This window comes from Mesorhizobium sp. M0954 (assembly GCF_040319155.1).
Classification (GTDB): Bacteria; Pseudomonadota; Alphaproteobacteria; order Rhizobiales; family Rhizobiaceae; genus Mesorhizobium.
Genome location: NZ_JAMYNR010000001.1, coordinates 591109 through 617626 on the forward strand (window position 1 = coordinate 591109; position 26518 = coordinate 617626).

Here is a 26518-nt window from a genome sequence, read left to right on the forward strand (position 1 = left end):
AACGTCTCAGACCAGCGCGGCGGTAAAGCGCTGGATGCGCGTGCAGGCCTCTTCGAGCAGAGCCTCCGACGTGGCGTAGGAGATGCGGAAGTTCGGGCCGAGGCCAAAGGCCGAGCCGAAAACAACCGCCACGCCCTCGGCCTCGAGCAGTTCCGAGCAGAAGGTTTCGTCGCTGTCGATCACCTTGCCGTTCTTGGTCTTCCTGCCGATCAGCTGGGCACAGGAGGGATAGACGTAGAACGCACCCTCCGGCGATGGGCAGGTGATGCCGCGCGCCTGGTTGAGCATCGAGACGACGAGATCGCGCCGGCCCTGGAAGATCGCCTTGTTCTTCGGGATGAAATCCTGCGGGCCGTTCAGCGCTTCGACCGCCGCCCATTGGGCGATGGTGCAGGCGCCGGAGGTCTGCTGGCCCTGGATCATGTCCATCGCCTTGATCAGCGGCACCGGGCCTGCCGCGTAGCCGATGCGCCAGCCGGTCATGGCATAGGCCTTTGACACGCCGTTCATCGTCAGCGTGCGCTCATAGAGCTTCGGCTCGACCTCGGCGATGGTCTTGAAGACGAAGTCGCCATAAGTCAGGTGCTCGTACATGTCGTCGGTCAGCACCCAGACATGCGGGTGCTTCAACAGCACGTCGGCCAGGCCCTTGAGCTCCGCCTCGGTATAGGCGGCGCCCGAGGGGTTGGACGGCGAGTTCATCAACAGCCATTTGGTGCGCGGCGTGATCGCCTTTTCCAGCACGGTCGCCGTCAGCTTGAAGCCGTTGTCGATGGAGGTGTCGGCAAAGGCCGAGGTGCCGCCGCAGATCGCCACCATTTCGGGATAGCTCACCCAGTAGGGCCGCGGGATGATCACCTCGTCGCCGGGATTCAGCGTGGCCATGAAAGCGTTGAACAGGATCTGCTTGCCGCCGGTGCCGACGATGGTCTGCTCCGGCCGGTAGTCGAGATTGTTCTCGCGCTTGAATTTTTTCGCGATCGCATCGCGCAGCGGCACGATGCCGGATACTGGCGGATACTTCGTCTCGCCTCGGCGGATGGCCTCGATCGCGGCGTTCTTGATGTTGTCGGGGGTGTCGAAGTCCGGTTCGCCGGCGCCCAGCCCGATCACGTCGCGGCCGGCGTTTTTCAGCTCGCGCGCCTTCTGCGTCACCGCGATGGTCGCGGAAGGCTTTACGCGGGAAAGGACGTCGGCAAGAAAGGCCATGACAGATATCTCCAGAAAGGACCGGCGGGCGAAGGCGCTGCGGCGCCTCTCATGTCGCATCATCTGGTCAAGCGCAAGCCCAGCGCAGGCATTGTCGAATGAGCCAGCGCGCAATGCTGGCAACAATAAATTCATCAACGATCGGTAAAAGCTTGAACGGCAGGACCGTGGCCGGTCCGCCAGTCTCGCATAGCGAGGAACCGTGACACGCAGCATCGGGCTTGCCCATATCATCCGCCATGATGACGGCACCGCCAGCGGTGTCTGGGGGGTCTATACGCTGCAAAGCGCGTTCCAGCCGATCTTCGCCTTCAACAAGGGCAAGCTTTCCGTCGTCGCGTTCGAGGGGCTGATCCGGCCGTTCCGCGAAGGCGAGCCGCAGCCGCCAATGAGTTTCTTCAACAGCTGTCCGGCGGTCGACCGCCTGCATATCGAGGCGCTGACACGGACGCTGCACCTTCTGAACGCCGGCGCCTGCCTGCCGCGAGACGCCTCCATCTTCATCAATTTCGATCCATCGGTGTTCACCGACCGCAGCATCGCCGACAAGGCGCTGCGCGAAATGCGGCTGGTGCTGCACGAGGCCGACATCGATCCGCGCCGCGTCGTCTGCGAGGTCACCGAACAGAAATCTGCGTCGCAGGAAACGCTCTACAATTTCGTCGAGGCGCTCAGGGGCAATGGTTTGCGCATTGCCGTCGACGATTACGGCGCCGACGAATCCGACATCAATCGCATCAAGGAACTCAGGCCAGACATCGTCAAGTTCGACGCCGACTGGATCATGACGCTGATGGAATCCGGTGCCGGCTTCGCCTTGCTGACCGCCATGGTGACCAGCTTCGAAGAGCAAGGCATCCGTACGGTATTCGAGGGCATCGAGACGGGCTGGCAGCTCGAGCTCGCCGAAAAGTCGGGCGCCTCGATGGTGCAAGGCTTCGTGCTGGCACGCCCGGAGCTTGCACCGACCAGCTTTCACGTCTTCGACAAGGCCGGGCAGGCATCAGCGGTGTCGCCCGATAAGGACAAAGTGCCTACGGCCGTTTCGACCTCGCGGCGGCCGATGCGGGCTTTCGGGCGCAGGGTGGCATCGTGACCGGGCGGGCCGACATGCGGCGCAAAGTCGGCGAAGCGATCTTTGCCGACGAGGTCGGCATCGAATATGGCGTCTACGGCGCATTTCGGCTGAGGAGCGCCTATCAGCCGGTCTTCGCGCCGCGCGGCAGGCTTCTCGCCGCCGTCGCGGTCGAGGGACTGATCGAGCCGCACCGCGCAGGCAGGCCGGTGGCGCCGCAAATCTTCTTCGAAGGTGTGCCGGCAGCGGATCGGCTGTTTGTCGAAACCATGTGCCGGGTGCTGCATTTGCGCAACTTCCGCAACATCGGCGTCGACGGGCTCGACCTGTTCTTCAATTACAATCCGCTGATCAACGATGACCCCGCACGGGCGCTGGCCGAAATCAGGCTGATGACCAGGCATCTGGCGGATTTCGGCCTGCATCCCGGCATGCTGGTCTGCGAGATCACCGAACAGGCGGCCGGCGACAAGGTGCTTGCCAGCCTGGCGCGCGAGATGCGGCGCGACGGCGTCCGCATCGCCATCGACGATTTCGGCACCGGGCATTCGACCGAAGAAAGGGTAGCGCTGGTGCAGCCCGACATCGTCAAGATTGACGGCACCTGGTTCGCAGAATTCTGCCGCCATGCCGCCGCCGAGCGGTTTTTCCGGCCGCTGGTTTCGACGCTGCACGACCGTGGCGCCAAGGTGCTGGTCGAAGGCGTCGAGAACGCCACGCATCTGCGCGTCGCGCTGGATGGCGGCGTCGACCTGCTGCAGGGCTTTTACCTTGCCCGGCCGGCGCTGGCCGGTACGCTGTTCGACGAGGAGCCGCTGTCGATCGACAGGCTGCTTGGCAGGGACAACAACGTCATCCCCCTATTCGGCTAGGATATATCGAGATTCAAGTGATGCCGGCCTGCGAACGGCGGTTTCCTGCGCTTCCGGTGCTCACGTACCCAAAGTACGCTCCGCTCCGGTTCTCGGAACCCACCCTTCTCGGCTCGGCCTGACTTGAATCTCGATATATCCTGAAATGCATCAGCGGCGCTGATGCTTACGCCAAAACAAATCACTGGATGAAGCCGCCGCTGCCGCGATAGAGGCTGGATCAAGCCCTGAGACGGGTGGTTGCGAGCAAGGGGGAGCACCGATGATACTCTATGGAATGATCGACAGCGGCAATTGCTACAAGCCGCGCCTGTTGATGGCCAAGCTCGGCATCGCTTTCACCAATGTCGAGGTCAGCTCGCACACCGGCGACACGCGCAAGCCCGACTATGTCGCGAAAAACCCGAACGCCATGGTGCCGCTGCTCGAACTCGACGACGGCCGGCGGCTGGCCGAATCCAATGCCATCCTGCTCTATCTCGCCGAAGGCACGCGGTTTCTGCCGGCGGACAGATACGAACGCGCGCTGGCCTATCAGTGGCTGTTCTTCGAGCAATACAGCCACGAGCCTTATATCGCCGTGCGCAGGGCGCTGCTGACCTTCCCCGAAAGAGCCAAGGACGCAACGCCCGAGCGGCTGGCGCTGACGCTGGAGCGCGGCAACAAGGCGCTTGGCGTCATGGACAAGCACCTGGCCGGGAGCACGTTCTTTGCCGGCAATGCGCTCAGCGTCGCCGACATCGCGCTCTATGCCTATACGCACACGGCCGAGACGGGCGGGTTTCAGCTCGACGCCTATCCGGCGGTGGCCGCCTGGCTGAAAAGGGTCGAGGCCGACCCGGGGCATGTGCCGCTGGAGTGGCTGCCTTAGTCACGCTTCTCGGCGCTTCGCGGCTCGCTCCGGAGGTCGGGCTTGCGGCCCTCGGCCGATGACGTGAATGGTCGCGCGGCTATTTCAGCAGGCGATCATATTCGGAATGGGTGCCTATCCAGAACCAGACCACGTCATCGTGGTCGCGAACAGCCACGGCGCGGTAGTTGATATCAACCCGCGCCGACCAGTAGCGCCCGACCTGTTTGAAATGCAACGACGGGTGGAACGGGTCAGAATTCAGTTTGGCGAAACGTCTGTTCGCCTTTGCTCTGATTAACGAGGGCAGTTTTGCGTAGGCCTCCCAAAACGAGGGAGTAGCAAAATGATTCACAGAGGCCGGGTCCGGCCGGCGCGATGATCAGCCAAGGCCTGCTCGGCAAGCTTGTCCAGCCTGCCGCCCTTGGCGTCGGCTTCGATCTGCCGGTCCCACATGTCGGCCTGCAGCGCCTCGAACCATGCGGCAAACGCTCTCAGCTCTTCGGGGCTTAGTTCGGCAACGGATTTCTCAATCTGTTCAAGCTTGCTCATGAATTAATAGTACCACATTGGGCCAAAAACACCACAAAGTGGGACTATAGGCCCAAGGCAGCGGTTCACTGGAATCCAGACAGCAAAAAGGCGGGACAAAATCCCGCCTTCCCATGCTTGGTAGCCTGATCGGGAGCGCTTTGGCCGGGCCGGCAGCAATCTGCTGCTTCGGCTTGTCGGGGTCTTTCGCTCCGGCGCGCTTCTCGCGCGACCGCCAGTACATCCGTGACTTGCCGCGCGCCCCGGGCTATCGCCCGGCGCGCGCCATTCGCAAAATCAGGCTGCCTTGCTCAGAGATCCAGCGGACGACTTGCCAGTGCGGCGGTCCTGCTCGATCTCGAAGTTGATCTTCTGGCCTTCAACCAGGGTCGACAGTCCAGCACGCTCGACTGCGGAGATGTGAACGAAAACGTCCGCGCCGCCGCTGTCAGGCTGAATGAAGCCGAAACCCTTGGTGGAATTAAACCACTTGACCGTACCTGTTGCCATTTCGATAGTCCTTTACGTTTGCTTTAGTTTGACTGGGCCGAAACCCAGCCGGTTTGTATCGAGATTTTGGAGATAGAACGTCAGCAAACGCGAATATCGCGAGGCCCGGATCGATCGGCCGAAATATCAATGGACCGCATATAATATGCCTTCGCGCAAAAAACAAGACGGGGCGGAAAATGGCGCGGCGGCAACGCTGCCCAACGGCCGCCCCAATCGCGTGAGAGCGTCGTCGCTGCGCGCCTGACCCGGGAGGATCGCGCCGGCTTCGGGCGCGACCGGGTTTTGGGGAGAGGGACATGAAAATCGTTCTGCTTGCCGCTTGCCTGACGCTGGTGGCCGCCGAGGCGCAGGCGGGCTCGCGCTACGACCCGACCCGCATGAGCTGCGGCAAGGTGCAGGCGACGATCGCGCGCGAGGGCGCGGTCATCCTGCGTTACAGATCGGCGCGCGTGCCGGGGCTGGCGCTCTACGACCGCTACGTGCGGAGCCAGCAATTCTGCGACATCGGCGAGGTCAGGGCGCGGGCCTCGGTGCCGAGCGCCGACACGAATTCCTGCACCGTCTACAAATGCAAGCGGGTGGAGATCGACCGGCGTTTTCGCCGGCGCCTGCTTCCGGATTAGAGTGGGACGAAATGGTGCGCCGGGTGCCGGCCTCGCCTGAATATCAGCACCACTAAAACCCGAACGACACCTGCGCCGGGGGCGGCGGGCCGACGCGTACGCCTTCCATTGCCAGCATCTTTTCTTTGGTGGCCGAGCCGCCGGCCGCGGAAAATCCGCCGATCTTGCCGCCGGCGGCAAGGATGCGGTGACAGGGGATGACCAGCGGCACCGGGTTGGCGCCGAGTGCGGCACCGGTTTCGCGCGCCAGCCCGGCATGGCCGGCGCGCTTGGCCAGTTCGCCATAGGTGGTGGTTTCGCCGAAGGCGAGTTTTCGCGCCGCGTCATAGATCGCCTGGCGGAACTCGTCGACGCCGCTGAGATCGACCGGCACGTTGGAGAAATCTATATCCTCGCCGGCGGCATAGGCCTTGATCGACGCGATCAGCTCGGCAACCCATTGCGGCTCGGGCTTCGCAGGCTGGTCGGCGGCGGCATGGCGCAGCAGCCGGCGCTCGACCGCGTCGCGATTGCGCTGCGGCAGGCAGAGCCGGGTCAGTCCGGCATCGCTCCAGGCGATGCCCATGAAGCCGAGCACGGTTTCGAAGACCGCGTGGCCGGCGGTGGCATGAGAGGCGTGCATGGCGTGCTCCTTTCCGGAATCCTTCGAAGTACAAATCCAGAACAATATCGCATTTCGCGGCCCGGCTCGCCACCCGAAAACCACCGGCTACCGCGGATTGCCCGAGGAAAGATGCTGGTGTAAGGACTTCTTAACACCCGACGAACCGGACCCGAGCGCCGCTTGCCAGCAAAATTCCTCTTTCCCGTCCTTGCGGCGGTGTTGGCCGTGGCCGCTCTCAGCGGTTGCACCTCGACTTCGCCGGTGACCCCGACGCCAGCCTTCACCGAAAATACGGCCAATACCGATGCCGGCTTTACGTTGGCGCTGCCTGACACGGTTTCGGTCCTGCCGGAGCCGTCCGGCGTCGCCCAGACAGCGGCGCTGCCGATCGAGCCGGCCGCCGCCTTTGCCGGGCCGACGCCGCTGGCGGCAAGTACCCCCGCCGTCATGACCGCCAACGCCCTGCCTGTTACCGCGACGCCAGCCGTCGCCATGCCGGTCAGCCAACAGACCGAGGCCATGCCCGGCGTTCAGCCGGTTTCCTACACGCTGCCGCAGGACCCGGCCGCTCTGGCCGCGACCGACCCCACCGAGGGTCAGTCCAACGCCGGCGGCCGCAGCGAGATCGAGCGGCTGATCGAGAAATATTCCGCGCTTTATCAGGTGCCGGTCGATCTGGTGCGCAGCGTCGTCAACCGCGAGAGCACGTTCAACCCGAAAGCCTACAATCACGGCCATTGGGGGCTGATGCAGATCAAGCACGCGACGGCGCGCGGCATGGGCTATGACGGGCCGGCAAGCGGCCTGTTCGATGCCGAGACCAATTTGAAATATGCGGTGAAATATCTGCGCGGCGCCTGGCTGGTCTCAGGCGGCAACCCTAAGCGCGCCGACCGGCTCTACCAGAGCGGCTATTATTACGACGCCAAGCGCAAAGGCCTGTTGGGCGAAACCGGCCTCGGCAGCGATAGCCTGCGCCGCCGCATGCAGCCCGATGCCTGAGCCGCGCCCACCGGCGCCAAACGACATCCGCCTGCGCAAGATCTTCGACGACACGCTTCTGGCGCCGCGCTGGCCCGAAGGTTTTTTCATGCGCGGCTTCGAAGCCGCCGATGCACTCGCTTTGCATACGCTGTTGACCGCGGTGTTCGACGACGGCGCCGACGGGCCGTTCGACGAATGGTGGCCGCGCATTTCGGCTGATGCGGAATTCGACCCAGCTTTGTGTTTCCTGGTCATCGACGGCAAGGGCCGGCTGGCGGGCGCGGCGCTCTGCTGGACGCGGGCTTTCGTCAAGGACCTTGCCGTCCACCCCGAGGCACGCGGCAAGGGCATCGCCGAGGCGCTGATGCGCCACGCGTTTGCGGTGTTTCAGGCAAGGGGCGCGGCGCATGTCGATCTCAAGACCAATACGGTGGAGAACGCGGCTGCGGTCAGGCTCTACGAACGGCTGGGGATGTTCGAAGTCGATTGGGCGGGGTGAGGGGTCGGGGCAAGCGGGCGCTCGATCGTAGAAGTCGGCGCCGCCCCTCATCTGCCTGCCGGCATCTTCTCCCCGTAGAGGGACGGGGAGAAGGGGGCTGGCGGCAAACTCAGCTCCCTTTCTTCAACTCTGGAGATTGGCGAAATCCTTGGCGAAGGCACCTTTCTCCCCGTCACTATACGGGGAGAAATGCCCGGCAGGGCAATGAGGGGCAGCGCACACCTCATGTGATTTGACGCTGCCGCGCGCTGACCTACCCTCTAATGCCGAACCGAGGAGACGAGCGATGCAGTCACCTTTCAACCGAAGCGTCATGCTGGCAGCGGCGGTGATCCTTGCCGCCGCCACCGCAGCCTATGCCCATCACGGCTGGTCGTGGACGCAGGACGGATTTTTCGAACTCAAGGGCAAGATCACGGCCATCTATATCGGCAATCCGCACGCCACGCTGGACGTCGATGCCGAGGGAGAGGCCTGGCGGGTGGAGATGGCGACGCCGTCCCGCACGATCGCCGCCGGCTTTACCGAGGAGGTCGCCAAGATCGGCGACGAGGTGACCGCGATCGGCAACCGCTCGCGCGACGAAAACGAAAAACGCATGAAGGCAGTGCGCGTCATCGTCGGCGGCAAAACCTATGATGTCTATCCCGACCGCGTGCCGCCGGCCTGAATGGACGGGTTTTTTGCCGGCATCGAGCAGCTCGCTATGGTGCGGGGACTAAAGGCCTCGTTCGTCGCCTACCCCATCATCAATGCACTGCACATTATGTCGATCGGCGCGCTGCTCACCAGCGTCTGGCTCATGGATCTCAGGATCCTCGGCGCCTTCCGCTCGCTGCCGCAGACGGCGTTCGTGGCGCTGCTGCGCCGTACCGCATTTGCCGCGTTCGGCGGTGCGCTTGTCACGGGGTCGCTGCTCTTTTCAGTCAGGGCGAGCGAGTATGCGGCGATGCCAATCTTCCTCGCCAAGATGGGGCTCATCCTGCTTGCCGGCGCCAACTTCCTCGCCTTCATGCGGCGCGCAAAAGGCGGTGAGGAGCCGGTCGATGGGGCCGCGACCATGCTGGCTGTGCTCTCGCTGATGCTGTGGACGGCCGTGCTTTTCGCGGGACGGTTTATTGGATTTCTCGGCTGAGGTGAGGGTTGGCGCTGGCGTTCCTTGAGGCGCGAGATGGGTGCGCAGCGAACGCAGCGGTGTCAGCGTGATCCCCGCCGGCGCGCAGCTTCGTGCCGCCGGCTTCATGGCCGATGGAGTTCGATATTGAGATCGAGTGTCGCGGTGGCGTGAGGGGGGAGCGTCGCCTCCCACTCTGCTGAAGCTAAGCAAGTTTGAAACACGCTTTGCACTTCGATCCTGCTAGCGAATTGTTCCTTGATGCAAGTACTTGTGTCCAGCCGACATCGGAGGCATTCTCGGCTAAACATGGGAGGGAATAGATGGCAAAGAAACCGGGCAGAATTGGGGAAGCAGATATTGGGTCAGACGTAATCGCGATCATTGATGCTGAACCGCATCGTGAAATTACCACTACCAAACTGATAGCAGAATTACGAAATAGAATACCACTTAGCGCTGAGGATGAAGAACAACTAAATGGTCGAAACGACGATCGCTTTTCTCAGATAGTCCGCAACATAAAATCTCACAAGGACAGTCCCGGTAATCTAATCTATGACGGGCATCTTATTGCCATTAAGGATGGTTTCAGGCGACCTTAGAGAATTTTTGCTTATAACCAGGCTGGAACCATTTCAGTTCTGTGATGCCAGGCGCGCGTTTGTCCCAAACGAACCAAGCATAAGCGGTCGTGCCGGAGCCCGCTTGCACGGCTCCGGCCGGGTAAAATGTAATCCGCTCGCTGAATACCCATACCCTTGATGGCGGGCATTCCGCGAAGATTGTATTCGCGCGGTTCGCACCCTCCAGAAAGGCCAGCCTGAGGAGCAACGCGAACTTGTTCCGCGCAAGCCTTACTCCGGAGCGGACGAAGCTCTCCGCGCTGTTATAGGGCGGATTGGTCACGATATTATCTGCAGGGGTCGTCGCAGTGTTGAAGTCAACGCCTGCTTTGCCGAAGCCTCGGTTGAACAGATCGGAACTGCGAACCGGGTTGCCGCGGCTTTCTAAGACCCGAGACATTGCCCCGTCGCCGCAAGCGCATTCCCATATCTCACCAACGAATTTCTCGTTTTCTATAAGAGCATGCGTGGCCCATCTTGGCGTAGGGAAATAGTCTGGGCCGTTCAGGTCGGCGAAACGCTTCATGGTGGGCTTGAAGCCACCATTCAAATTATAAGTTGCGTCCATAAAATTGCTCCTGAACGGAAGAAATATTAATGGAATCACATGGTTAATAAGTCGTAAAAACCGGGGGTGAGTCAATTTGACTCGCCCTCGGTTCTGGACGCGCCACAGCTAGCTGAGTAGGATTTTCGGGGCAGGCGAGCAGCGTTGACCATATGGTGTGCATCAATTAGTGTGGTGATGCGAGGATTGGAACGCGCATCACCACTGCCGGGCTCCCCGGTTGCTGGCTATGAATGATCAAATCACGCGTAGCCAGGATTTGTTTATGGCGGCTGCATGTGAGGCCTCCTTCGCGTACGTGGAAAGCCGATCGCTAGGACTGCGATCTTTTACGATCGGCGTGTTCTGGGGCATCTTCGGATGCCCCATTCTCGTTCAAGCTAGGATCAGACGCCAATATCCAGCGACCATCTTCTTCTCTGTAGAGGATTCCATCGCCCTTTAGTCGTGATAGTTGTGGGCTTAGGCTAGATCTGGCGAAAGTTGTGCCAAGCTTGTTGTTGATGATTTCCAGCAGTTCGTTTGTAGTCAGCCCACCTGTTGCTTCTCTGAGGACTTGGACAGCGGCTTCCTTCATAGTGGGAGGCGCCTGCCTTTCTGCCAATTCCTCAGAAGTCGCAAGATTTACATTTGCTGCTGTCGCAGCCCTTTCGATTTGATCAATCTCCTCCTCGATGGACGCTAGCCGACGTCGCGTTTCCGCGAGCGCTCTGATCAGCTCTCTGTGCCTTCGAGCGAGGAGTTCATGTAGCGAAGCCATGGTCAGATCTTATGTCAAGTCTGATGTAGTTGCAAGATAAAAGTGGACTCGAGTCATAGTTAACGAGTCCTTGCGGTTTCTTGCCTCAAAAGGTGGTTGGCATAGCCCTTGCTACGCGCAGTAGCTGCTTCACCCAACAAAAGTCGGGCGAGTCATAGTTAACGAGTCCTGAATGAGGGTCAGCAAGATGCGTCAGAACGACGCACTCTATTTTAAGAGCTAAGCGTCAGCGGGACAGCGCCCCCCTCTGGCCTGCCGGCCATCTCCCCCACAAGGAGGGAGATTGGCTAATCGCCTACGCGAAGTACTCCTGCAGCGGCCTCACTTCCAAGCTCCCCGCCTTCAGCGCGGCAATCGCCTCGGCCACCGCGGCGGCCCCCGAGAGCGTGGTGTAATACGGCACCTTCTGCATCAGCGTCGCGCGGCGCAGCGATTTTGAGTCCGACACCGCCTTCTGGCCGTCCGTGGTGTTGAAGACGATCTGCACCTGGCGGTTGCGGATGGCGTCCTCGATGTGCGGGCGGCCTTCCAGCACCTTGTTTATCTTCTCCGCCGCGACGCCGTTTTCGGCGAGGAAGCGGGCGGTGCCGGAGGTGGCGAGCACTTTAAAACCCTGGCCGGCAAGGCGCTTCACTGCCGGCAATATGCCCTTCTTGTCCTCGTCGCGCACCGAGACGAACAGCGTGCCCGCGCGGGGGAGATCAACACCCGCCCCGAGCTGGCTCTTGGCGAAGGCCAGCGCGAAGTCGCGGTCGAGGCCCATGACCTCGCCGGTCGAGCGCATTTCCGGGCCGAGTAATATGTCGACGCCGGGGAAGCGGGCGAACGGGAACACCGCTTCCTTGACCGCGATGTGGCCGGGATTGCGCGGGTCGGGCATGGCGCCGTAATGGGCGAAGGCGTCTTCCAGGCTTTCGCCGGCCATGATGCGGGCAGCAATCTTCGCGATCGGCCGGCCGATGGTCTTGGCGACGAAGGGCACGGTGCGCGACGCCCGCGGGTTGACCTCCAGCACATAGACGGTGCCGTCCTTGATCGCGTACTGCACGTTCATCAGCCCGCCGACATTGAGCGCGCGGGCAAGTGCTGCCGTCTGGCGCTCCAGCTCGTCGACCAGCTCGGAGGGCAGCGAGTGCACCGGCAGCGAACAGGCCGAGTCGCCCGAATGGATGCCGGCCTCCTCGATGTGCTCCAATATGCCGGAGACGTAGGTCGACCTGCCGTCGCAAAGGCAATCGACGTCGACCTCGATGGCGCCCGACAGATAGGTATCGAACAGAAGCGGGTTCTTGCCGAGCAGCGTGTTGATCTGGCCGGTCTTGTCGTTGGGGTATTTCTGCTTGATGTCCTCCGGCACCAGGCCGGGCACGGTGTCGAGCAGATAGGATTGCAGCATGCTCTCGTCGTGGATGATCTGCATGGCGCGGCCGCCGAGCACATAGGACGGGCGCACCACCAGCGGGAAGCCGAGCTCGCCGGCGACGAGGCGGGCCTGCTCGACCGAATAGGCGATGCCGTTCTTCGGCTGGCTGAGGCCGAGCTTGTGCAGCAGCTTCTGGAAGCGGTCGCGGTCCTCGGCCAGATCGATCATGTCGGGCGAGGTGCCGAGGATCGGGATGCCGGCCTTCTCCAGCGCATCCGCCAGCTTCAGCGGCGTCTGGCCGCCGAACTGGACGATGACGCCGACGAGCTCGCCGGACGCCTGCTCGGCGCGCAGGATCTCCAACACGTCCTCCGGCGTGAGCGGCTCGAAATAGAGCCGGTCGGAGGTGTCGTAGTCGGTCGACACGGTCTCGGGATTGCAGTTGATCATGATCGCCTCGAAGCCGGCGTCGCGCAGCGCAAAAGCGGCATGGCAGCAGCAATAGTCGAACTCGATGCCCTGGCCGATGCGGTTGGGGCCGCCGCCGAGGATGACGACCTTCTTGCGCGACGAGACCTGCGCCTCGTTGGCGAGCGCGCCGGCAAACGGCACCTCATAGGTCGAATACATGTAGGCGGTGGGCGAGGCGAATTCGGCGGCGCAGGTGTCGATGCGCTTGTAAACCGGATGAACGTCGAGCTTGTCGCGTATCTTCTGGATCTCTTCGACATCCTTCCTGACCAGGGAGGCGAGGCGGGCGTCCGAAAAACCCATCGCCTTCAGCATGCGCAGATTGGCGGCGTCCTCGGGAATTCCGTGCTCGCGGATGCGGGCTTCCATGTCGAGAATGCCGGCGATCTGTTCGAGGAACCACGGGTCGATCTTGCACATCGCGTGCACGTCTTCGAGCGAAGTGCCCATGCGGATCGCTTGCGCCACCATGCGCAGCCGGTCCGGCGTCGGCGTGCCCAAGGCGGCGCGGATGGCATTGCGGTCGTCGACGTGGCTGGCAGCTGTCGTCCCATGGCCGATGCCGGGGATCTCGATCTCGTCCAGACCGGTCAGGCCGGTCTCCAGCCCGCGCAGCGCCTTCTGCAGCGATTCCCGGAAGGTGCGGCCGATGGCCATGACCTCGCCGACCGACTTCATCGAGGTGGTCAGCACTGGCTCGGCGCCGGGAAACTTCTCGAAGGCAAAGCGCGGGATTTTTGTCACGACATAGTCGATGCTCGGCTCGAACGAGGCCGGCGTTGCTCCGCCGGTGATGTCGTTCTCGAGCTCGTCCAGCGTGTAGCCGACGGCGAGCTTGGCGGCGATCTTGGCGATCGGAAAACCGGTCGCCTTGGAGGCCAGCGCCGACGAGCGCGAGACGCGCGGGTTCATCTCGATCACCACCAGGCGGCCGTCGGCCGGGTTGACGGCGAACTGCACGTTGGAGCCGCCGGTCTCGACGCCGATCTCGCGCAGCACCGCGATCGAGGCGTTGCGCATCATCTGGTATTCCTTGTCGGTCAGCGTCAGCGCAGGGGCGACGGTGATCGAATCGCCCGTATGCACGCCCATCGGGTCGATGTTCTCGATCGAGCAGACGATGATGCAGTTGTCGGCTTTGTCGCGGACAACCTCCATCTCATACTCCTTCCAGCCGAGCACGCTCTCCTCGATCAGCACTTCGGTGGTCGGCGAGGCATCGAGGCCGGACTGGACGATCTCGAAGAATTCGGCGCGGTTGTAGGCGATGCCGCCGCCGGTGCCGCCCATGGTGAAGGACGGGCGGATGATGGCGGGCAGGCCGACATGGTCGAGCGCTTGTGCTGCAATCGCCATGGCATGGCTGATATAGCGCTGCTTGCGGTCGCCTTCGCCGAGGTTCCAGCGCGTTTCCAGAGCATCGAGCGCGGCGTCGAGATTTTCGGGCTTCTCGGCCTTCAGCGCGGCGCGCTCGGCCTCGTGCGTCTTGCGGTCGGCATTCTTGACGTCGGTGGCGTTGGCCAGCATCGACTTCGGCGTTTCCAGGCCGATCCTGTTCATCGCCTCGCGAAACAGCGCGCGGTCCTCGGCCTTGTCGATTGCGGTGGCGTCGGCGCCGATCATCTCGACCTGATAGCGGTCGAGCACGCCCATGCGGCGCAGCGACAGAGCGGTGTTGAGCGCGGTCTGGCCGCCCATGGTCGGCAGCAGCGCGTCCGGCCGCTCCTTGGCGATGATCTTGGCCACCACTTCGGGCGTGATCGGCTCGATGTACGTGGCGTCGGCCAGCTCCGGATCGGTCATGATGGTGGCCGGATTGGAATTGACCAGGATAACGCGAAAACCCTCTTCCTTCAGCGCCTTGCAGGCCTGGGTGCCGGAATAGTCGAATTCGCAGGCCTGACCGATGACGATGGGGCCGGCCCCGATGATCAGGATCGACTTGATGTCGGTGCGTCTTGGCATGTCGAGGGTCCGTTTCGGCGGGCGGCTTGCACAAAAAGCCGGACGGGATGACCCGGCCGGTTGTGCTCGCGATTCTGGTATCAGGCTAGGAGGGCCTTATAGGGAAGAGTTTTGCCGGATGTAACCCCCTAAAATGGCAGTAGGGCAGTAGGGCAGTAGGGCAGTAGGGCAGTAGGGCAGTAGGGCAGTAGGGCAGTAGGGCAGAGGTTCGAGCGCCCTTTAAACATATTGCCCTACTGCCCTACTGCCTTATTCCCCTTATCACTATCCCCCAGCGCCAACTGGTCCGTAATCTCGAAGCGTTCGGAAACGCCGACGCGGATCATGTTCAGGCTGCCTTCGCGGGTGAAGCGGAATTCGCCGGGTGCGTCCGCACCGGCCGGCTTGCCGGCCTTGAAGCTGATGATGCGCGTGCCGCCATCGGGCCAGGTCACGGTCACGTCGGTCTTGTCGCCGGTGCGCACCACGCCTGCCTTGCAGCTGGTCATCGGCTGGCCGAGATAGCGCGCACAGGGGATGGCGTCGCCGGCACCGGGTACCGGTGTCCCCGGCGGCTGAAGCCGCGCAACGGTCTGTGCGTCGGCCGGGGGCGCCGCGTTGGCCGCGCCGAAATTCTGGACGGGACCCAATGCCGCGGGCGGCGATCCATCAACCTGTCCAGTCGTGGGGTTTCCACCGGCCAGGGCCAGGCGGTAAGCATCCTCGATCGCCACCCTGCCGATCGCGTCAGGGGAATTCAGCGGCGTTTCGGGAGCGGTCGCGCCGAGGCGCGTTGTCAGGTCGGGCAGCGGCTGAGGCGCAGGGTTCTCCGCACTGGCCGCCACCTGCGGTGTCACTTGCCGGGGATTGATAGGGTCGAGGTAGCGTGCGGGCGCCCATCCGCTCATCTTCGGGTCATCAATGTCTTCAACCTTGCACCATTTGTAGCCGCTGACGTCGCCGCAGCCGAGATTTTTCACGCTCGAACCACTCGGCAGCCGCGCCTCGATCTTGCCCATGGCCGACGCCGTGGCGCGCACGTTCAGGAGGTCATCCGGAGCGAGACCCGTCACAATCGAGACGATGGGCTCCGGCTCCTGGCCGTTGGCCGGCAACTCCGCCAGGATCAGCGGAGCGGCAATCACCGCAAGCAGCGTCGTCGGGAGTGTTACTGTGCGCCTAATCATCTGCCATGGGCGGTAGGTTCAATTGCCGAAGGCGCGGCCAGGCACGAAAGCGCCATCGCACGCCAGCCGGTTTTTATAGGCGACGAGACGGCGCTGTGTAAGCCCGAAAAGGTGCCGCGTGTTGAATCGCGACCAGGCCACTTCCGTGAACTAACAGCCGGCAAAATATTGCACATTTCATGTAAATATGCACTCTCTCAAGTAAGGTTGAGGAGGGCAATATGGTCGACCTTGAAATATTTGCGCAGGTGGAAAACATAGTTCGCCAGCGTATCAAGAAAACGCGCGCCGAGATTGAGGCTTCACTTGGCCACATCGCCAACGGCAATCCGCTGGCCGCCGAACAGACCCTCTCCAGGCGCCTCGACAGGTTGCAGGTAAAGGCGTCGCTCAGCCGCACCGAAGCGGAGATGATATCGGCAGCGATCGACATGAGGTCTGCCGGGGAAAGAAAGGCCGCCGCCAAGCAGCCAGGGCCGGAGGCAATTCTCGGCCCAACGCTCGATTTCATCGGGGTCGCATTCCTCGAGCGTGGGCGCCGTGCTGCCGATGCGGTTGGCCGCGTTGCCTTTCTCAACGGCAATCCACAAGGATCGGGTTTTCTGGTCGGGCCAAGGCTGTTCCTCACAAACAACCATGTGATTTCGTCGCCGGCGGATTCCCGGCGCTTCCAGGTCCAGTTCGATTATGAGCAGGACGGTGCGAATGCCGTGCGTACGCCGACGACGTTCCTGTTCGATCCTGAATCCTGTTTCGTGACCGATAGCATAGAGGGTCTGGACTATACGCTGATCGGAGTCGGCGAGCGGCGTTCCGGTCCAAAGGAACTGGGGGAGTTCGGTTTTATCTCGCTGTCGGATGCGCGCGACAAGCATATGCTCGGCGAAATCGCCAACATCGTTCAGCATCCCGATGGCCGCTTCAAGGAACTGGTGTTGCGTGAAAACCGGCTGGTGGCCCGCGACGAAACGGTACAAGTGCTGCACTATGTCGCCGACACCGAACAGGGTTCTTCCGGCTCCCCGGTCTTCAACAATGAATGGGAACCTATCGCCCTGCACCATTGGGCCGGCCCGTTCCACGAGGTGACGGGCATAGGTGGCTATGCGCTCGCGCGCGAGATCAACGAAGGCATACGGATCAGCGCCATCGTTGACCATCTGGGTGCTAGAAAGTCCAAGCTGCCGGGCTCCTCGGCATCGGCGGTTTCGCAAGCTCTGGCGATTTGGGCCGGCATGCCGCGCATGATGGACGAGACAGTTCGGCTGAACGCCGATATTCGCGAAGATGTGCCGGACAAGCCGGTGCAGCGGCCGGAACCGGATCGCAATCCGCCGGCGACGAGACACAATGCCGATGGCTCGGTCACCTGGACTTTTCCCGTCGAGATAAATGTCCGGGCGCCGCTGATCGACCGCGACGGAGGCGATGCGAGACGAAACGACGGCAAAGGCCCGGCAAGCGAACCCGGGAAGGTGGCCATCGCCGAGGCCGCGGGTTGGAAAACAGAGGATTTCGACGATCGTGGAGGGTATGAGCCCGGCTTCATACCGGGCTTTGTCCTGGCAATGCCGACGGTTGCCAATTCACCCTACCGGTTGGCCAAAAACCTTCTTGCCAAACCGGGAGAGGACCCACACGAATTGCGCTACCATCATTTTTCGATCTTGATGAACGCCGATCGCAGGCTTGCCTTCGTTACCGCCTGCAATATCGATGGATCCCGCACCAAGGCGGTCAATCGTGAGGACAAGACGGTCATCGAAAACCCGTCGCTTCTCGAATTGGGGGTGGAGTCGATTTCCGGTTCGGAAGCCAGCGATGCTTTCCGGCCGGATCGGCGCATCGATCTTGGCGAGCAGATGACCCAGGAATTCTATTCGAGCCAGAATGTGCCTGGATTTCCCGTCGCAAAATCCAAGGAACGAATCGCTCGAATGTTCCAGAAGGGCCATATTACACTTCGCGGCGACCCCGCATGGGGCGTCGATCAGGAGGCGGTCGCGGCAGAACGCGACACGTTCTTTTATACCAATGCTGCGCCGCAAGTCGGCTTCTTCAATCAAGGAAGCTCGCTTAACCATCCCGGCTCCAAAGGGAAGTTGAGATGGCGCGCGGTAGAAACCTATGTGCTGCGCAACGCCTATACGACGCGAGGCCGTGTCACGGTGTTTGCCGGGCCAGTGTTCGGCGAGGACGATCCTCCCTACCGCTTCGACAGCCATGTTCCGCTGAAGTTCTGGAAGATCGCGCTGTGGTCCGATCAAGCTGGCCTGCGCGCCATCGCGCTGCTGGCGGACCAGAAGCCGGTTTTGGAAGTGATGCCCGAAGCGTTCGGCGAGCGTGCCGAGGCATTCGATGACCCGCTTGAAATTGCCAGGGTATCGGAGTTCCTTTCGACGGTGGCCGAGATTGAAGAGCTGACCGGCCTGAACTTTGGCCAGCAGGTGCGCGACGCCGACATTCGGGCCGGTTCCGAATCCGCCCCAGCACAGACGTTCAACCCAACGCAACTGGCGCCCAAGACGTCACGGCCAAAGGCTTCGGCGACCAAGACTTCGACGTCCAAGACTTTGGCGGCCAAGACTTCGGCGCCCAAGACTTCGGCGGCCAGCGCCCGACTTCCTGCCAAGCGATCGAAGCGATCGGCGTCTGACGACTGAAGCTTGGACCGGTCGCGACTTCTGCCGCTCGAAGGCGGTCATCCGTTCAGCTAGGCATGAGCAAGCTCAGCCTGGGATGAGCAAGCTCAGCCCGGGATGAGCAAGCTCAGCCCGGCATGAAGCCGGTGCGCAGCGCGTGAGCCCATTCGGGCCGTCCCGCGTGCTCGGCCTGATACGCCGCCGCCTCATGGTCATAGTCGACGGCGATGGATTCGAAACGATCGGGATGCAAGTCGACGATGCCGTAGCGGGCGTGCGGCGAACCCTGTTCGGAGACATGCGCCGGCGGGGTTGAATCGTCATAGGCGGGGCAGCCGATGCTGCCCGGGTTGAAGATGACCGGACCGCCGGGAATGCGGACCAGCTCGCTGCGATGGCTGTGGCCGCAAAGCATGATGCGGCAGGCGGGATCGATCGCGCCGAGGCGCCGCTGGATTGCAACCAGCGGCGCGCGCACCAGCCGGCCGTCGACGATCGCGTCAGTCAGGTATTTTTCGTCGTGGTCGGGCCGGGCATGGAAGGCGAGTATGCCGGGCGCGACTTCCAGCGTGAGGGGCAGCGCAAATAGCGCCTCGCGTTGGCCCGCGGTCAGCCGTTCCTGCGCGTAGCGGTCGGACGGCCACATGGTCTCGTCGGCGGTGTCGCGGGCAACGCGGCGGTCGTGATTGCCGCGCACCGTCGGCAGGTCGAGCGTCTCGAGCCGCTCCATGGTCTCGCGCGGCCAGAGCGGGCCGGAAACGCAATCGCCGAGATTGACGATGAGGTCGGCGCCGCCGCGCTGCCGCAGATCATCGAGCACGGCGTCGAGCGCCAGGACATTGCCGTGGATGTCGGCGAGGACGGCAATGCGCATGGCAGGCTCCGTTAATTGGAATGGCTGGAGGGCAGGTGAAACTACTTTGCCCGCCTCGCGAGGCGGGCGAGAGCGGAACCCAGCTTCGGGTCGTTCAGGCGCGGACTTCGATCTCGTGGCCGCCGACCGCCGGCAACGATGCGTCGCCGGCCGCGGCAATAACACTGTCGAGCAGGCCCGGGAAGCGGCGGTCGAGATCGTCACGGCGCAGCGTGATCAGCCGGCTGGTTCCAACCGCCTCGGTGCGGGTGACGCCGGCCTCACGCAGCTTGGCCAGATGGTAGCTCAGATTGGTCTTCGAGCAGAGATCGAGGAACCGGCTGCAATTCAGCGGCACGCCCTCTTTGCTGGCGAGATAGCGCACGATGGCCAGCCGCGTCGGGTCGCCGAGCACGGCAAGCACGTTCGGCAGGCTGATCTGGTCGGCGGTGGGATGGGGCAAGGTCATGCCCAGGAATTAAGCACATTCGGAGCCGATTTCAACGCATCTCCTCTCGTGGCCAATGGACACATAGTTTCGTCCCGTCGCCCCGTCCTGACACCGGGCTGTCAGGATGGTTCGGCTATTTTGCAGTGGCTTTATTGACATCATGCCCTGTTATGTCCAATTGTTCAATAACCTTTGAACTAAGGAAATTGCCATGGATAAGCGCCTCATCTGGCTTGCGCTCGGATCGTTCACGATTTCGACCGAAGGTTTCGTCATCTCCAGCCTTTTGCCCGATATTGCAAAGGATGCCGCCATCTCCATTCCGCTCGCCGGCACGCTGATCACCGCGTTTGCGCTCGCCTATGCGATCGGCACGCCGATCCTGGCAACGCTGACCGGCGAATGGGACCGGCGCCGCGTCATCCTGTGGACGCTGGTGTTCTTCGTGTTGGGCAACGTCGCCGCGGCGCTAAGCTCCTCCTTCGAATTGCTGTTGATCGCGCGCATCGTCATGGCGCTGTCGTCAGGCTTGTTCGCGGCGACCGCACAGGGAACGGCCGTTGCGCTTGTCGACGATCATCATCGCGCCCGCGCCATTGCCGTGGTCGTCGGCGGCACTACGGTTGCGGTCGCGGTCGGAGCACCGCTCGGCGCGCTCGTTGCGACGGTTGCCGGCTGGCGCGGCACCTTCTTTGCCATTGCCGGCCTTGGTGCGCTCGCCGGCGCGATCCTGTGGTACCGGCTGCCGCGCGGCATCGTCGGCACCAGGCTGCCGCTCCGGATGCGGCTGGCAGCGGCACTTCGCCCCGGCGTCATGCCTATCCTGGTGACGACCATCCTGGCCCTGATCGGCGCCTTCACCGTCTTTGCCTTTGTCGCGCCGCTCGCGATCGAAGGCGGCGGACTGAACCCGATCGCGCTTCCCGGAATGCTGCTCGCTTTCGGCGTTGGCGCGGTCATCGGCAATATCGGCGGCGGGCAGGCCGCCGACCGTTTCGGCGCGACGCGCACCGTCTGCTGGTCGCTGGCGCTGAGTGCCGCCATGCTGGTCACGTTTTCGCTGATCCCGATGTTCCTGCCGCGCGAGATCGCCGGGCCGGCGCTCATGGCCATGATGGTGCCGTGGGGCATCGTCGGCTGGGCGTTCCCGCCGGCGCAGGCCAGCCGTATCATCAAGCTGGCGCCCGATGCCGCGCCCATCGTGCTATCGCTGAACGCTTCGGCGCTCTATCTCGGCGTGGCACTGGGTGCCGTGGTCGGCGCCGCTGTGCTGCGCTATGGCGCACCGGCCGACCTCGGCGTGGTCGCGGCGGCGTTCCCGATCATCGGTCTGGGCGTAGTACTGGCGGGCCATCTGGCGGCGCGTCCGGTAGCGATGCCGGCCGAATGAGGCTGTCAGTGGAGCTTGGCTGCCGGCCGCCGATAATTCAACTCGCGGCCGGCGGTACGTCAAAATCGAGCGCGGCGATTTCGTCCAGCGCCGCTCGCAGGCTTGCCGCCTGCTCCTTTCCAAACATCTCCTCGAAGCGCTGCTGAGCGACTTGCCACAGCTTCAGGGCTTCTTCGAGCTTGATCCGGCCCTGCGATGTCAGCCTGACGCGCCTGATGCGGCGGTCGACAGGGTCGGCGAAGGTCTCGATATAGCCGTCCCGGATCAGTGGCTTCAGAGTATGACCGAGGGCCGACAGGTCCATGACGAGGGCAGCGGCAATGGCACCCATCGTCGGTTCGTCGCCGATGTGGATCTGGTATAGCAGGCCCTGCTGCGTGGCCTTCAGGCCCGAGGGCGCGAGCACATCATCATAGAACTGGCCGAGTTTTCGGGTCGCACGGCGCAACACGGCGTTGTTGCAAAGCGCCAGGCCGGGCAGGGTGGTTTGGGACATTGGCGGATTTCCGATGAGGGGACCGGAAGGAACCCCTCGATGCGAACCAGAAATAGTCCTTGCCCCGCCGATTGACAAGATGATGGTATATGCCTATTTTAAAACAGTGGCATATACCATTAATTGATGATCTGCCAGTCGAAGCAAGGGTGTTGCCCTGCGGCTCTGGCGTTGGAACCAGAAGGAACAAGACAATGAGCAATCAGGACAAAGGCACGGCGGTCGTCACCGGCGCCTCCTCCGGCATCGGCGCGGTCTATGCCGACCGGCTCGCCGGCCAAGGTTACGATCTGGTGTTGGTGGCACGGCGCGCCGACCGGCTGAAGGAATTGGCGGAGAGGCTCCGCTACGCGTATGGTATCAAAGTCAGCATCATCAGCGCCGACCTGGCCGAAGACGGCGATCTGCGGCGGGTCGAGCAGGCGATATCAAGCGACGACAGCGTGACGCTGCTGGTCAACAATGCCGGCCTTGGCGGCGCGCAGATGGTGGCAACGGCCGATGCCGATGTCGCCGAGCGCATGATCAAGGTCAATGTCGTGGCGCTGACTCGCCTGACGCGCGCGGTGCTGCCGGGGCTGCTGTCCCGCAACCGCGGCGCCATCGTCAACATCGCATCGGTGCTGGCCTTCGATACCTCGTTCGGCGGCATCTACAGCGGCACCAAAGCCTACGTCGTCAACTTCACCGAAGCCTTGCAGCGGGAAGTCGCCGATAGCAAGGTAGCTGTACAGGTCGTGCTGCCGGGAGCCACCCGGACCGAGTTCTGGGAAGTCGCCGGAAGCGATATTGCCAACGTGCCGCAAGAGATCGTCATGACGGCCGACGATCTGGTCGATGCGGCGCTTGCCGGCCTGGCCAAGGGCGAAACCGTCACCGCGCCCGGGCTCTCCGATCCGGCTGGATTGGAAACCTATCTTGGTGCGAGGCAAGGCTTCTTCGGCAGCCTTCTGGCCGGCAAGCCGGCGGCGCGTTACGCTGCCTGACATAGCTAAAGACTAACTTTACGCTGTCCGCCACATCGGAATGATCGAGGCGGCCAGCAGCAGGCCAAGCACGGCGTTGAGCATGCGCCACTGCCGCTCGGTTCGCAGCAACCGGGCGAGCAGCGTGCCCGCCACGCACCACGCCGCCAGCGATAGGGCCGCTGCAAGACCGAAGACCGTGCCGAGCAGCACGGCGAGCTGCAGCGGCCCGTTGGCGAGCGCGGCAAAGGATGCCGCCGCTCCCAACCCCATGGCCCAGCCCTTTGGGTTCATCCATTGCAGGCCGGCGCCGCCCAAAAAGCTGTTCGGCTTTGCCATGGCCACGTCCAGATTGGGCGGACCGCTGCGGCCGATCTTGAGGGCAAGCCACGTCAGATAGAGGGTACCGGCCATTTTCATTGCCAGTTGAAGCGAAGGGGCGGCGGCCAGCAGACCGGCAAGCCCGGCAGCACCTGCCGCAGCCACCGTGGCCAGGCCGGCCGCACTCCCGGCCATCAGCGGGATAGAGCGGCGAAAGCCGAACTGCGCACCGGACGCCGTCGATAAGGTCGTGGCCATGCCGGGCGTTGAGGTTGAGACCAGCGCGAACAGGACGAGGGGAAGGACGGGTTCAAACATGCTGCTTCCTTTGGAGCCTGCACGGTAGGCTGTTTGGCTCATCAGTAAATGCAATGTTTGCTATGGTTTGTATTAGCAAATATAATGGCCAGATGCTCCGCAATCTCGATACTGCCCTGATCCGAACCTTCGTCACCGTTGCCGATAAGGCCAGCATGACGGCAGCAGCCAATGCGTTGCATCTGACGCAAGGTGCCGTCAGCCAGCAGATCAAGCGTTTGGAAGAGGTTCTCGGCTGCAGCCTGTTCGAGCGCGACCGGCGTGGATTGCGGCTGACCCGCTCCGGCGAGCGATTATTCGGCAAGGGCAAGCGCCTGCTTTCCCTCAATGACGAGATCCTGGCGGAGATGGCGGGCGATGCAGTTGCCGGTCAGGTGCGGCTTGGCGTGCCGTACGACCTTGTCGGCACCTTGCTTGCGCCGGTGCTGAAGGCCTATGCCGAAGCCTATCCGCAGGTCGAGATCTCGCTTGTCTGTGCTTCGTCGCCAGAGTTGGCCGCAGCCTTGGCAGCCGGCACGATCGAGCTCGCGGTGATCGAGGAGCCGATCGGTCGGTCGGCCGGCGAATGCCTTGTTGTCGACCGGCTGGTCTGGGTCGGCGCCAAAGGCGGCGCCGCCCGCGGCAAGCGGCCCTTGCCGGTTTCGATGGTCGCCGAGACCTGTGCGTTCCGCCCGGTGGTGCTGGAGGCGCTTAACGAGCATGGGCTGGAATGGCGCACCGTATTCGAAAACGGCAGCATTGACGCGACGACGGCGACAGTGCGTTCGGACTTGGCCGTCACCACCTGGTTGGCGTCGACCGTGCCTGTCGACCTCGACATTTTGGCCAACGATCCGGAGCTGCCGTCATTGCCGAATTTTTCGATCAATCTGCATTTGCCGAAGCACGACGTCGCGCCGGCTGCACTGGCATTCGCGGGCCACCTCCGCGATGGGTTGGCAGGGCGACGAGAGGCGGCTTAAAAACAGCAAAAAGGACGGCCAGTGTTCAGCCGTCCTTGATCGCCCTGCGGCATCTACTTCCAGTTCTTGCGCCGCTCGATCTCGGCTTCGGACGGCTGCTCCGTGGCAAATGACCCGGTCTTGATCTCGCCGGAGCGTTCATAGCTCGCCATGATGACACCGGTGGTCGATGCCTGCGAACGGGTCAGCTTGAAGGCGGCGGGTATTGTGCCGCTGCCGAACAGTTTTTTGCCCTTGCCCAGCACCAGCGGGAAAATCAGCAGGCTGATCTCGTCGATCAGGTCATTGGCGAGCAAGGTCTGGATCAGCTCGCTCGATCCCTGAATGAGCAGGTCGGGGCCGTCCTCCTGCTTCATCCGGCGCAACGTCGCCACGACATCGCTGCCGAGCGGCTGGCTGTTTTGCCAGGACAGCGAATCCGGCCTGTGCGTCGCCACATATTTGGTGACGGCGTTGAAGCTGTCGGCGATCGGATCATTTTTCTGATAAGGCCAGTGGGCGGCAAAGATGTCGTAAGTCTTGCGGCCGAGAAGCAGCGCGAACGGTTTTGAAAACGTCTCGCCCATCGCGGCGCCCATCACATCGTCCCAGTAATGAAACGTCCAGCCGCCGAATTTGAAGCCGCCGACAGGGTCCTCTTGCGGGCCGCCAGGCGCCTGCATGACGCCGTCGAGGCTGACGAATGTTGCGGCGATGATCTTCCTCATTGGAGCTCCCTTTCCCTGATCCGTGCCGTCATGGCCGGAGTTCGAGCCAAGGACGGGCGAACGGACATTTGTCCGACAGCGGCCGGCAAATTTCTAGGACCGGGGGCAGGTGACTGCCGACCTTATCGTCTCAGCTTGGAGCCGAGAACGCTCAGCCCAAGCCAACGACCGTATCGTAGAGCAGCTTGAAGTTGAGCACCAGGATGAGCGCGGCAACCACCCAGGCCAGCACGGCGACGGCGCGGGAAATGGCAAAATTGCCCATCTTGCGCTTGTCCGAGACGAACTGCACCAGCGGTACGACAGCGAAGGGGAGCTGCATCGACAGGATTACCTGGCTGAAGACCAGCAACTGACCGGTTCCCTTCTCGCCATAGAGCGCGGTGACCACCACCACCGGAATGATGGCGATGCCGCGCGTCAGCAGGCGGCGCGCCCATTGCGGGATGCGCAGCCGCAAGAACCCTTCCATCACGATCTGGCCGGCGAGCGTCGCCGTCACCGTCGAGTTCAGGCCGGAGGCGAGCAGCGCTACGGCAAACAGGATGGAAGCGATGCCGAGGCCAAGCAGCGGCGACAGAAGCTCGAAGGCCTGGCCGATCTCGGCAACGTCATGATGACCGGTGCCGTGGAACGCCACCGCCGACACGATCAGGATGGAAGCATTGACGAACAACGCCAGTATCAGCGCGATGGTCGAGTCGGTCGTCGCCCATTTGATGGCGTCGCGCTTGCCGCGATCGGTGCGCTCATAGGCGCGGGTCTGCACGATCGAGGAATGCAGATAGAGATTGTGCGGCATCACCGTGGCGCCGATGATGCCGATGGCGATGTAGAGCATGGCCGGATTGGTGACGATCTCGGACGACGGCACGAACATCGCATGCAGGATGGAGCCGACCGGCGGGGCGGCGGCAAAGATCTGGATGGCGAAGCAGCCGAAGATGATAATCAAAAGCGCTATGATGAAGGCCTCGAGGAAACGGAAGCCCTTGTTCATCAGCAGCAGCAGCAGGAAGGCATCAAGCGCGGTGATGATGGCGCCGCCTATCAGCGGAATGCCGAACAGCAGTTGCAAGGCGATCGCCGTGCCAATGACCTCGGCCAGGTCGCAGGCGATGATGGCCAGTTCGCAAGCGACCCAAAGCATGAAATTGACTGGTCGCGGATAATAGGCGCGGCACGCCTGCGCAAGGTCGCGGCCGGTGGCGATGCCGAGCCGGGCGGCGAGTGCCTGCAGCAGGATCGCCATCAGGTTCGACAACATGATGATGAAAAGCAGCGTGTAGCCGAATTGGGCCCCGCCGGCGAGGTCGGTCGCCCAATTGCCCGGATCCATATAGCCGACCGAAACCATGTAGCCCGGCCCCATGAAGGCGAACAGCCGGCGAAGCCAGATCCCCGAGTGCGGCACCGCGATCGTTGCGTTGACTTCGCGAAGGCTGGGCTGCTCGTCGTCCTCCGGGCGGGCAAATCGCCACATGGACCGGGGGGCTGAGGTGGCTTCGGCTTCCGACATGAAATGGCTTTCCACTGGAACGATCGATGTTGTCTCCTTATCTATGCCACGGCTGAACATTATGCAATATGCTATATTTCATTGTCTGAGCTTTTTCTTGT

General features: G+C 62.6%; 28 protein-coding genes. 13 read left to right on the forward strand and 15 right to left on the reverse strand.

Annotated elements, in window-relative coordinates:
* Positions 1–6: 6 nt before the first annotated feature.
* Positions 7–1209, reverse strand: coding sequence for a pyridoxal phosphate-dependent aminotransferase (locus NKH93_RS02900; protein WP_352923682.1), 1203 nt, complete (start codon positions 1207–1209; stop codon positions 7–9).
* Positions 1210–1411: 202 nt separating this feature from the next.
* On the opposite strand from NKH93_RS02900, the gene NKH93_RS02905 reads away from it, so the two are divergent.
* From NKH93_RS02905 to NKH93_RS02915, 3 genes are all read left to right on the forward strand, one after another.
* The gene (locus tag NKH93_RS02905) at positions 1412–2305 is read left to right on the forward strand and encodes an EAL domain-containing protein (RefSeq protein ID WP_352774799.1); all 894 of its coding nucleotides are present in this window, start codon (positions 1412–1414) and stop codon (positions 2303–2305) included.
* Positions 2306–2319: 14 nt separating this feature from the next.
* Positions 2320–3156, forward strand: a complete 837-nt coding sequence (locus NKH93_RS02910; protein WP_352969014.1) for an EAL domain-containing protein — start codon at positions 2320–2322, stop codon at positions 3154–3156.
* 262 nt (positions 3157–3418) lie between these two features.
* The gene (locus tag NKH93_RS02915) at positions 3419–4027 is read left to right on the forward strand and encodes a glutathione S-transferase family protein (RefSeq protein ID WP_352705351.1); all 609 of its coding nucleotides are present in this window, start codon (positions 3419–3421) and stop codon (positions 4025–4027) included.
* 79 nt (positions 4028–4106) lie between these two features.
* Here the strand turns inward: NKH93_RS02915 and NKH93_RS02920 are convergent, their stop codons facing one another.
* From NKH93_RS02920 to NKH93_RS02930, 3 genes are all read right to left on the reverse strand, one after another.
* Entirely contained in the window at positions 4107–4361 is a 255-nt protein-coding gene (locus tag NKH93_RS02920) for a type II toxin-antitoxin system RelE family toxin (protein WP_352616729.1), read from the reverse strand.
* The gene (locus tag NKH93_RS02925; protein ID WP_352475039.1) at positions 4358–4558 is read right to left on the reverse strand and encodes a hypothetical protein; all 201 of its coding nucleotides are present in this window, start codon (positions 4556–4558) and stop codon (positions 4358–4360) included. Before NKH93_RS02925 ends, NKH93_RS02920 begins: the two co-directional genes overlap by 4 nt.
* Before the next feature lie 276 nt (positions 4559–4834).
* Positions 4835–5047 (reverse strand): cold-shock protein, encoded by a 213-nt coding sequence (locus NKH93_RS02930; protein WP_023678332.1) that lies wholly within the window; start codon positions 5045–5047, stop codon positions 4835–4837.
* Between the two features lie 299 nt (positions 5048–5346).
* Between NKH93_RS02930 and NKH93_RS02935 the strand changes: the two genes are divergently transcribed.
* Positions 5347–5673, forward strand: a complete 327-nt coding sequence (locus tag NKH93_RS02935; protein ID WP_352772958.1) for a hypothetical protein — start codon at positions 5347–5349, stop codon at positions 5671–5673.
* A gap of 52 nt (positions 5674–5725) precedes the next feature.
* Here NKH93_RS02935 and NKH93_RS02940 read toward each other — a convergent pair whose 3' ends face one another.
* Entirely contained in the window at positions 5726–6295 is a 570-nt protein-coding gene (locus NKH93_RS02940) for a methylated-DNA--[protein]-cysteine S-methyltransferase (protein ID WP_352923675.1), read from the reverse strand.
* Between the two features lie 162 nt (positions 6296–6457).
* Between NKH93_RS02940 and NKH93_RS02945 the strand changes: the two genes are divergently transcribed.
* The 5 genes from NKH93_RS02945 (at position 6458) to NKH93_RS02965 (ending at position 9479) form a co-directional block, all read left to right on the forward strand.
* Complete coding sequence (locus NKH93_RS02945; RefSeq protein ID WP_352969017.1) at positions 6458–7279, forward strand: transglycosylase SLT domain-containing protein; 822 nt, start codon at positions 6458–6460, stop codon at positions 7277–7279.
* Positions 7272–7760 (forward strand): GNAT family N-acetyltransferase, encoded by a 489-nt coding sequence (locus NKH93_RS02950; protein WP_352969019.1) that lies wholly within the window; start codon positions 7272–7274, stop codon positions 7758–7760. Before NKH93_RS02945 ends, NKH93_RS02950 begins: the two co-directional genes overlap by 8 nt.
* A 286-nt stretch (positions 7761–8046) precedes the next feature.
* The gene (locus NKH93_RS02955) at positions 8047–8430 is read left to right on the forward strand and encodes a DUF6152 family protein (RefSeq protein WP_352772968.1); all 384 of its coding nucleotides are present in this window, start codon (positions 8047–8049) and stop codon (positions 8428–8430) included.
* On the forward strand, positions 8431–8895 hold the full coding sequence (locus tag NKH93_RS02960; RefSeq protein ID WP_352923667.1) for a DUF6644 family protein: 465 nt from the start codon (positions 8431–8433) through the stop codon (positions 8893–8895).
* A gap of 302 nt (positions 8896–9197) precedes the next feature.
* The gene (locus NKH93_RS02965; RefSeq protein ID WP_352923665.1) at positions 9198–9479 is read left to right on the forward strand and encodes a hypothetical protein; all 282 of its coding nucleotides are present in this window, start codon (positions 9198–9200) and stop codon (positions 9477–9479) included.
* Here the strand turns inward: NKH93_RS02965 and NKH93_RS02970 are convergent.
* From NKH93_RS02970 to NKH93_RS02985, 4 genes are all read right to left on the reverse strand, one after another.
* The gene (locus tag NKH93_RS02970) at positions 9466–10068 is read right to left on the reverse strand and encodes a hypothetical protein (RefSeq protein WP_352923662.1); all 603 of its coding nucleotides are present in this window, start codon (positions 10066–10068) and stop codon (positions 9466–9468) included. The two genes, NKH93_RS02965 and NKH93_RS02970, sit on opposite strands and share 14 nt — an antisense overlap.
* A gap of 313 nt (positions 10069–10381) precedes the next feature.
* Positions 10382–10828: an HTH domain-containing protein gene (locus tag NKH93_RS02975; protein WP_352969022.1), complete on the reverse strand. Its 447-nt coding sequence runs from the start codon at positions 10826–10828 to the stop codon at positions 10382–10384.
* A gap of 295 nt (positions 10829–11123) precedes the next feature.
* A complete protein-coding gene (gene carB / locus NKH93_RS02980; RefSeq protein ID WP_352923658.1) occupies positions 11124–14627 on the reverse strand; it encodes a carbamoyl-phosphate synthase large subunit in 3504 nt (1167 codons plus the stop codon).
* A 233-nt stretch (positions 14628–14860) separates the two neighbouring features.
* Positions 14861–15751 (reverse strand): SH3 domain-containing protein, encoded by an 891-nt coding sequence (locus tag NKH93_RS02985; RefSeq protein ID WP_352922863.1) that lies wholly within the window; start codon positions 15749–15751, stop codon positions 14861–14863.
* A 263-nt stretch (positions 15752–16014) separates the two neighbouring features.
* Between NKH93_RS02985 and NKH93_RS02990 the strand changes: the two genes are divergently transcribed.
* Positions 16015–18456, forward strand: coding sequence for a DNA/RNA non-specific endonuclease (locus NKH93_RS02990; protein ID WP_352969025.1), 2442 nt, complete (start codon positions 16015–16017; stop codon positions 18454–18456).
* A 106-nt stretch (positions 18457–18562) separates the two neighbouring features.
* On the opposite strand, the gene NKH93_RS02995 is transcribed toward NKH93_RS02990, so the two are convergent.
* Together NKH93_RS02995 and NKH93_RS03000 are read right to left on the reverse strand one after the other, a co-directional pair.
* The gene (locus tag NKH93_RS02995; RefSeq protein WP_352922857.1) at positions 18563–19309 is read right to left on the reverse strand and encodes a metallophosphoesterase family protein; all 747 of its coding nucleotides are present in this window, start codon (positions 19307–19309) and stop codon (positions 18563–18565) included.
* A gap of 94 nt (positions 19310–19403) precedes the next feature.
* Positions 19404–19757, reverse strand: a complete 354-nt coding sequence (locus tag NKH93_RS03000; RefSeq protein ID WP_352457526.1) for an ArsR/SmtB family transcription factor — start codon at positions 19755–19757, stop codon at positions 19404–19406.
* A gap of 193 nt (positions 19758–19950) precedes the next feature.
* Between NKH93_RS03000 and NKH93_RS03005 the strand changes: the two genes are divergently transcribed.
* A complete protein-coding gene (locus tag NKH93_RS03005) occupies positions 19951–21129 on the forward strand; it encodes an MFS transporter (protein WP_352922854.1) in 1179 nt (392 codons plus the stop codon).
* 37 nt (positions 21130–21166) lie between these two features.
* Here NKH93_RS03005 and NKH93_RS03010 read toward each other — a convergent pair whose 3' ends face one another.
* Positions 21167–21625, reverse strand: a complete 459-nt coding sequence (locus tag NKH93_RS03010; RefSeq protein ID WP_352683599.1) for a MarR family winged helix-turn-helix transcriptional regulator — start codon at positions 21623–21625, stop codon at positions 21167–21169.
* Positions 21626–21819: 194 nt separating this feature from the next.
* Between NKH93_RS03010 and NKH93_RS03015 the strand changes: the two genes are divergently transcribed.
* Complete coding sequence (locus NKH93_RS03015) at positions 21820–22611, forward strand: SDR family NAD(P)-dependent oxidoreductase (RefSeq protein ID WP_352683601.1); 792 nt, start codon at positions 21820–21822, stop codon at positions 22609–22611.
* Positions 22612–22629: 18 nt separating this feature from the next.
* Here NKH93_RS03015 and NKH93_RS03020 read toward each other — a convergent pair whose 3' ends face one another.
* On the reverse strand, positions 22630–23229 hold the full coding sequence (locus NKH93_RS03020) for a LysE family translocator (protein WP_352683602.1): 600 nt from the start codon (positions 23227–23229) through the stop codon (positions 22630–22632).
* Positions 23230–23321: 92 nt separating this feature from the next.
* Between NKH93_RS03020 and NKH93_RS03025 the strand changes: the two genes are divergently transcribed.
* The gene (locus tag NKH93_RS03025; protein ID WP_352683604.1) at positions 23322–24191 is read left to right on the forward strand and encodes a LysR family transcriptional regulator; all 870 of its coding nucleotides are present in this window, start codon (positions 23322–23324) and stop codon (positions 24189–24191) included.
* 53 nt (positions 24192–24244) lie between these two features.
* Here NKH93_RS03025 and NKH93_RS03030 read toward each other — a convergent pair whose 3' ends face one another.
* A complete protein-coding gene (locus tag NKH93_RS03030) occupies positions 24245–24898 on the reverse strand; it encodes a dihydrofolate reductase family protein (RefSeq protein WP_352683606.1) in 654 nt (217 codons plus the stop codon).
* A gap of 151 nt (positions 24899–25049) precedes the next feature.
* Positions 25050–26417 carry an Nramp family divalent metal transporter gene (locus NKH93_RS03035; RefSeq protein WP_352473938.1) on the reverse strand — a complete coding sequence of 456 codons (1368 nt, stop codon included), beginning with the start codon at positions 26415–26417 and terminating at the stop codon, positions 25050–25052.
* Positions 26418–26518: the final 101 nt, after the last annotated feature.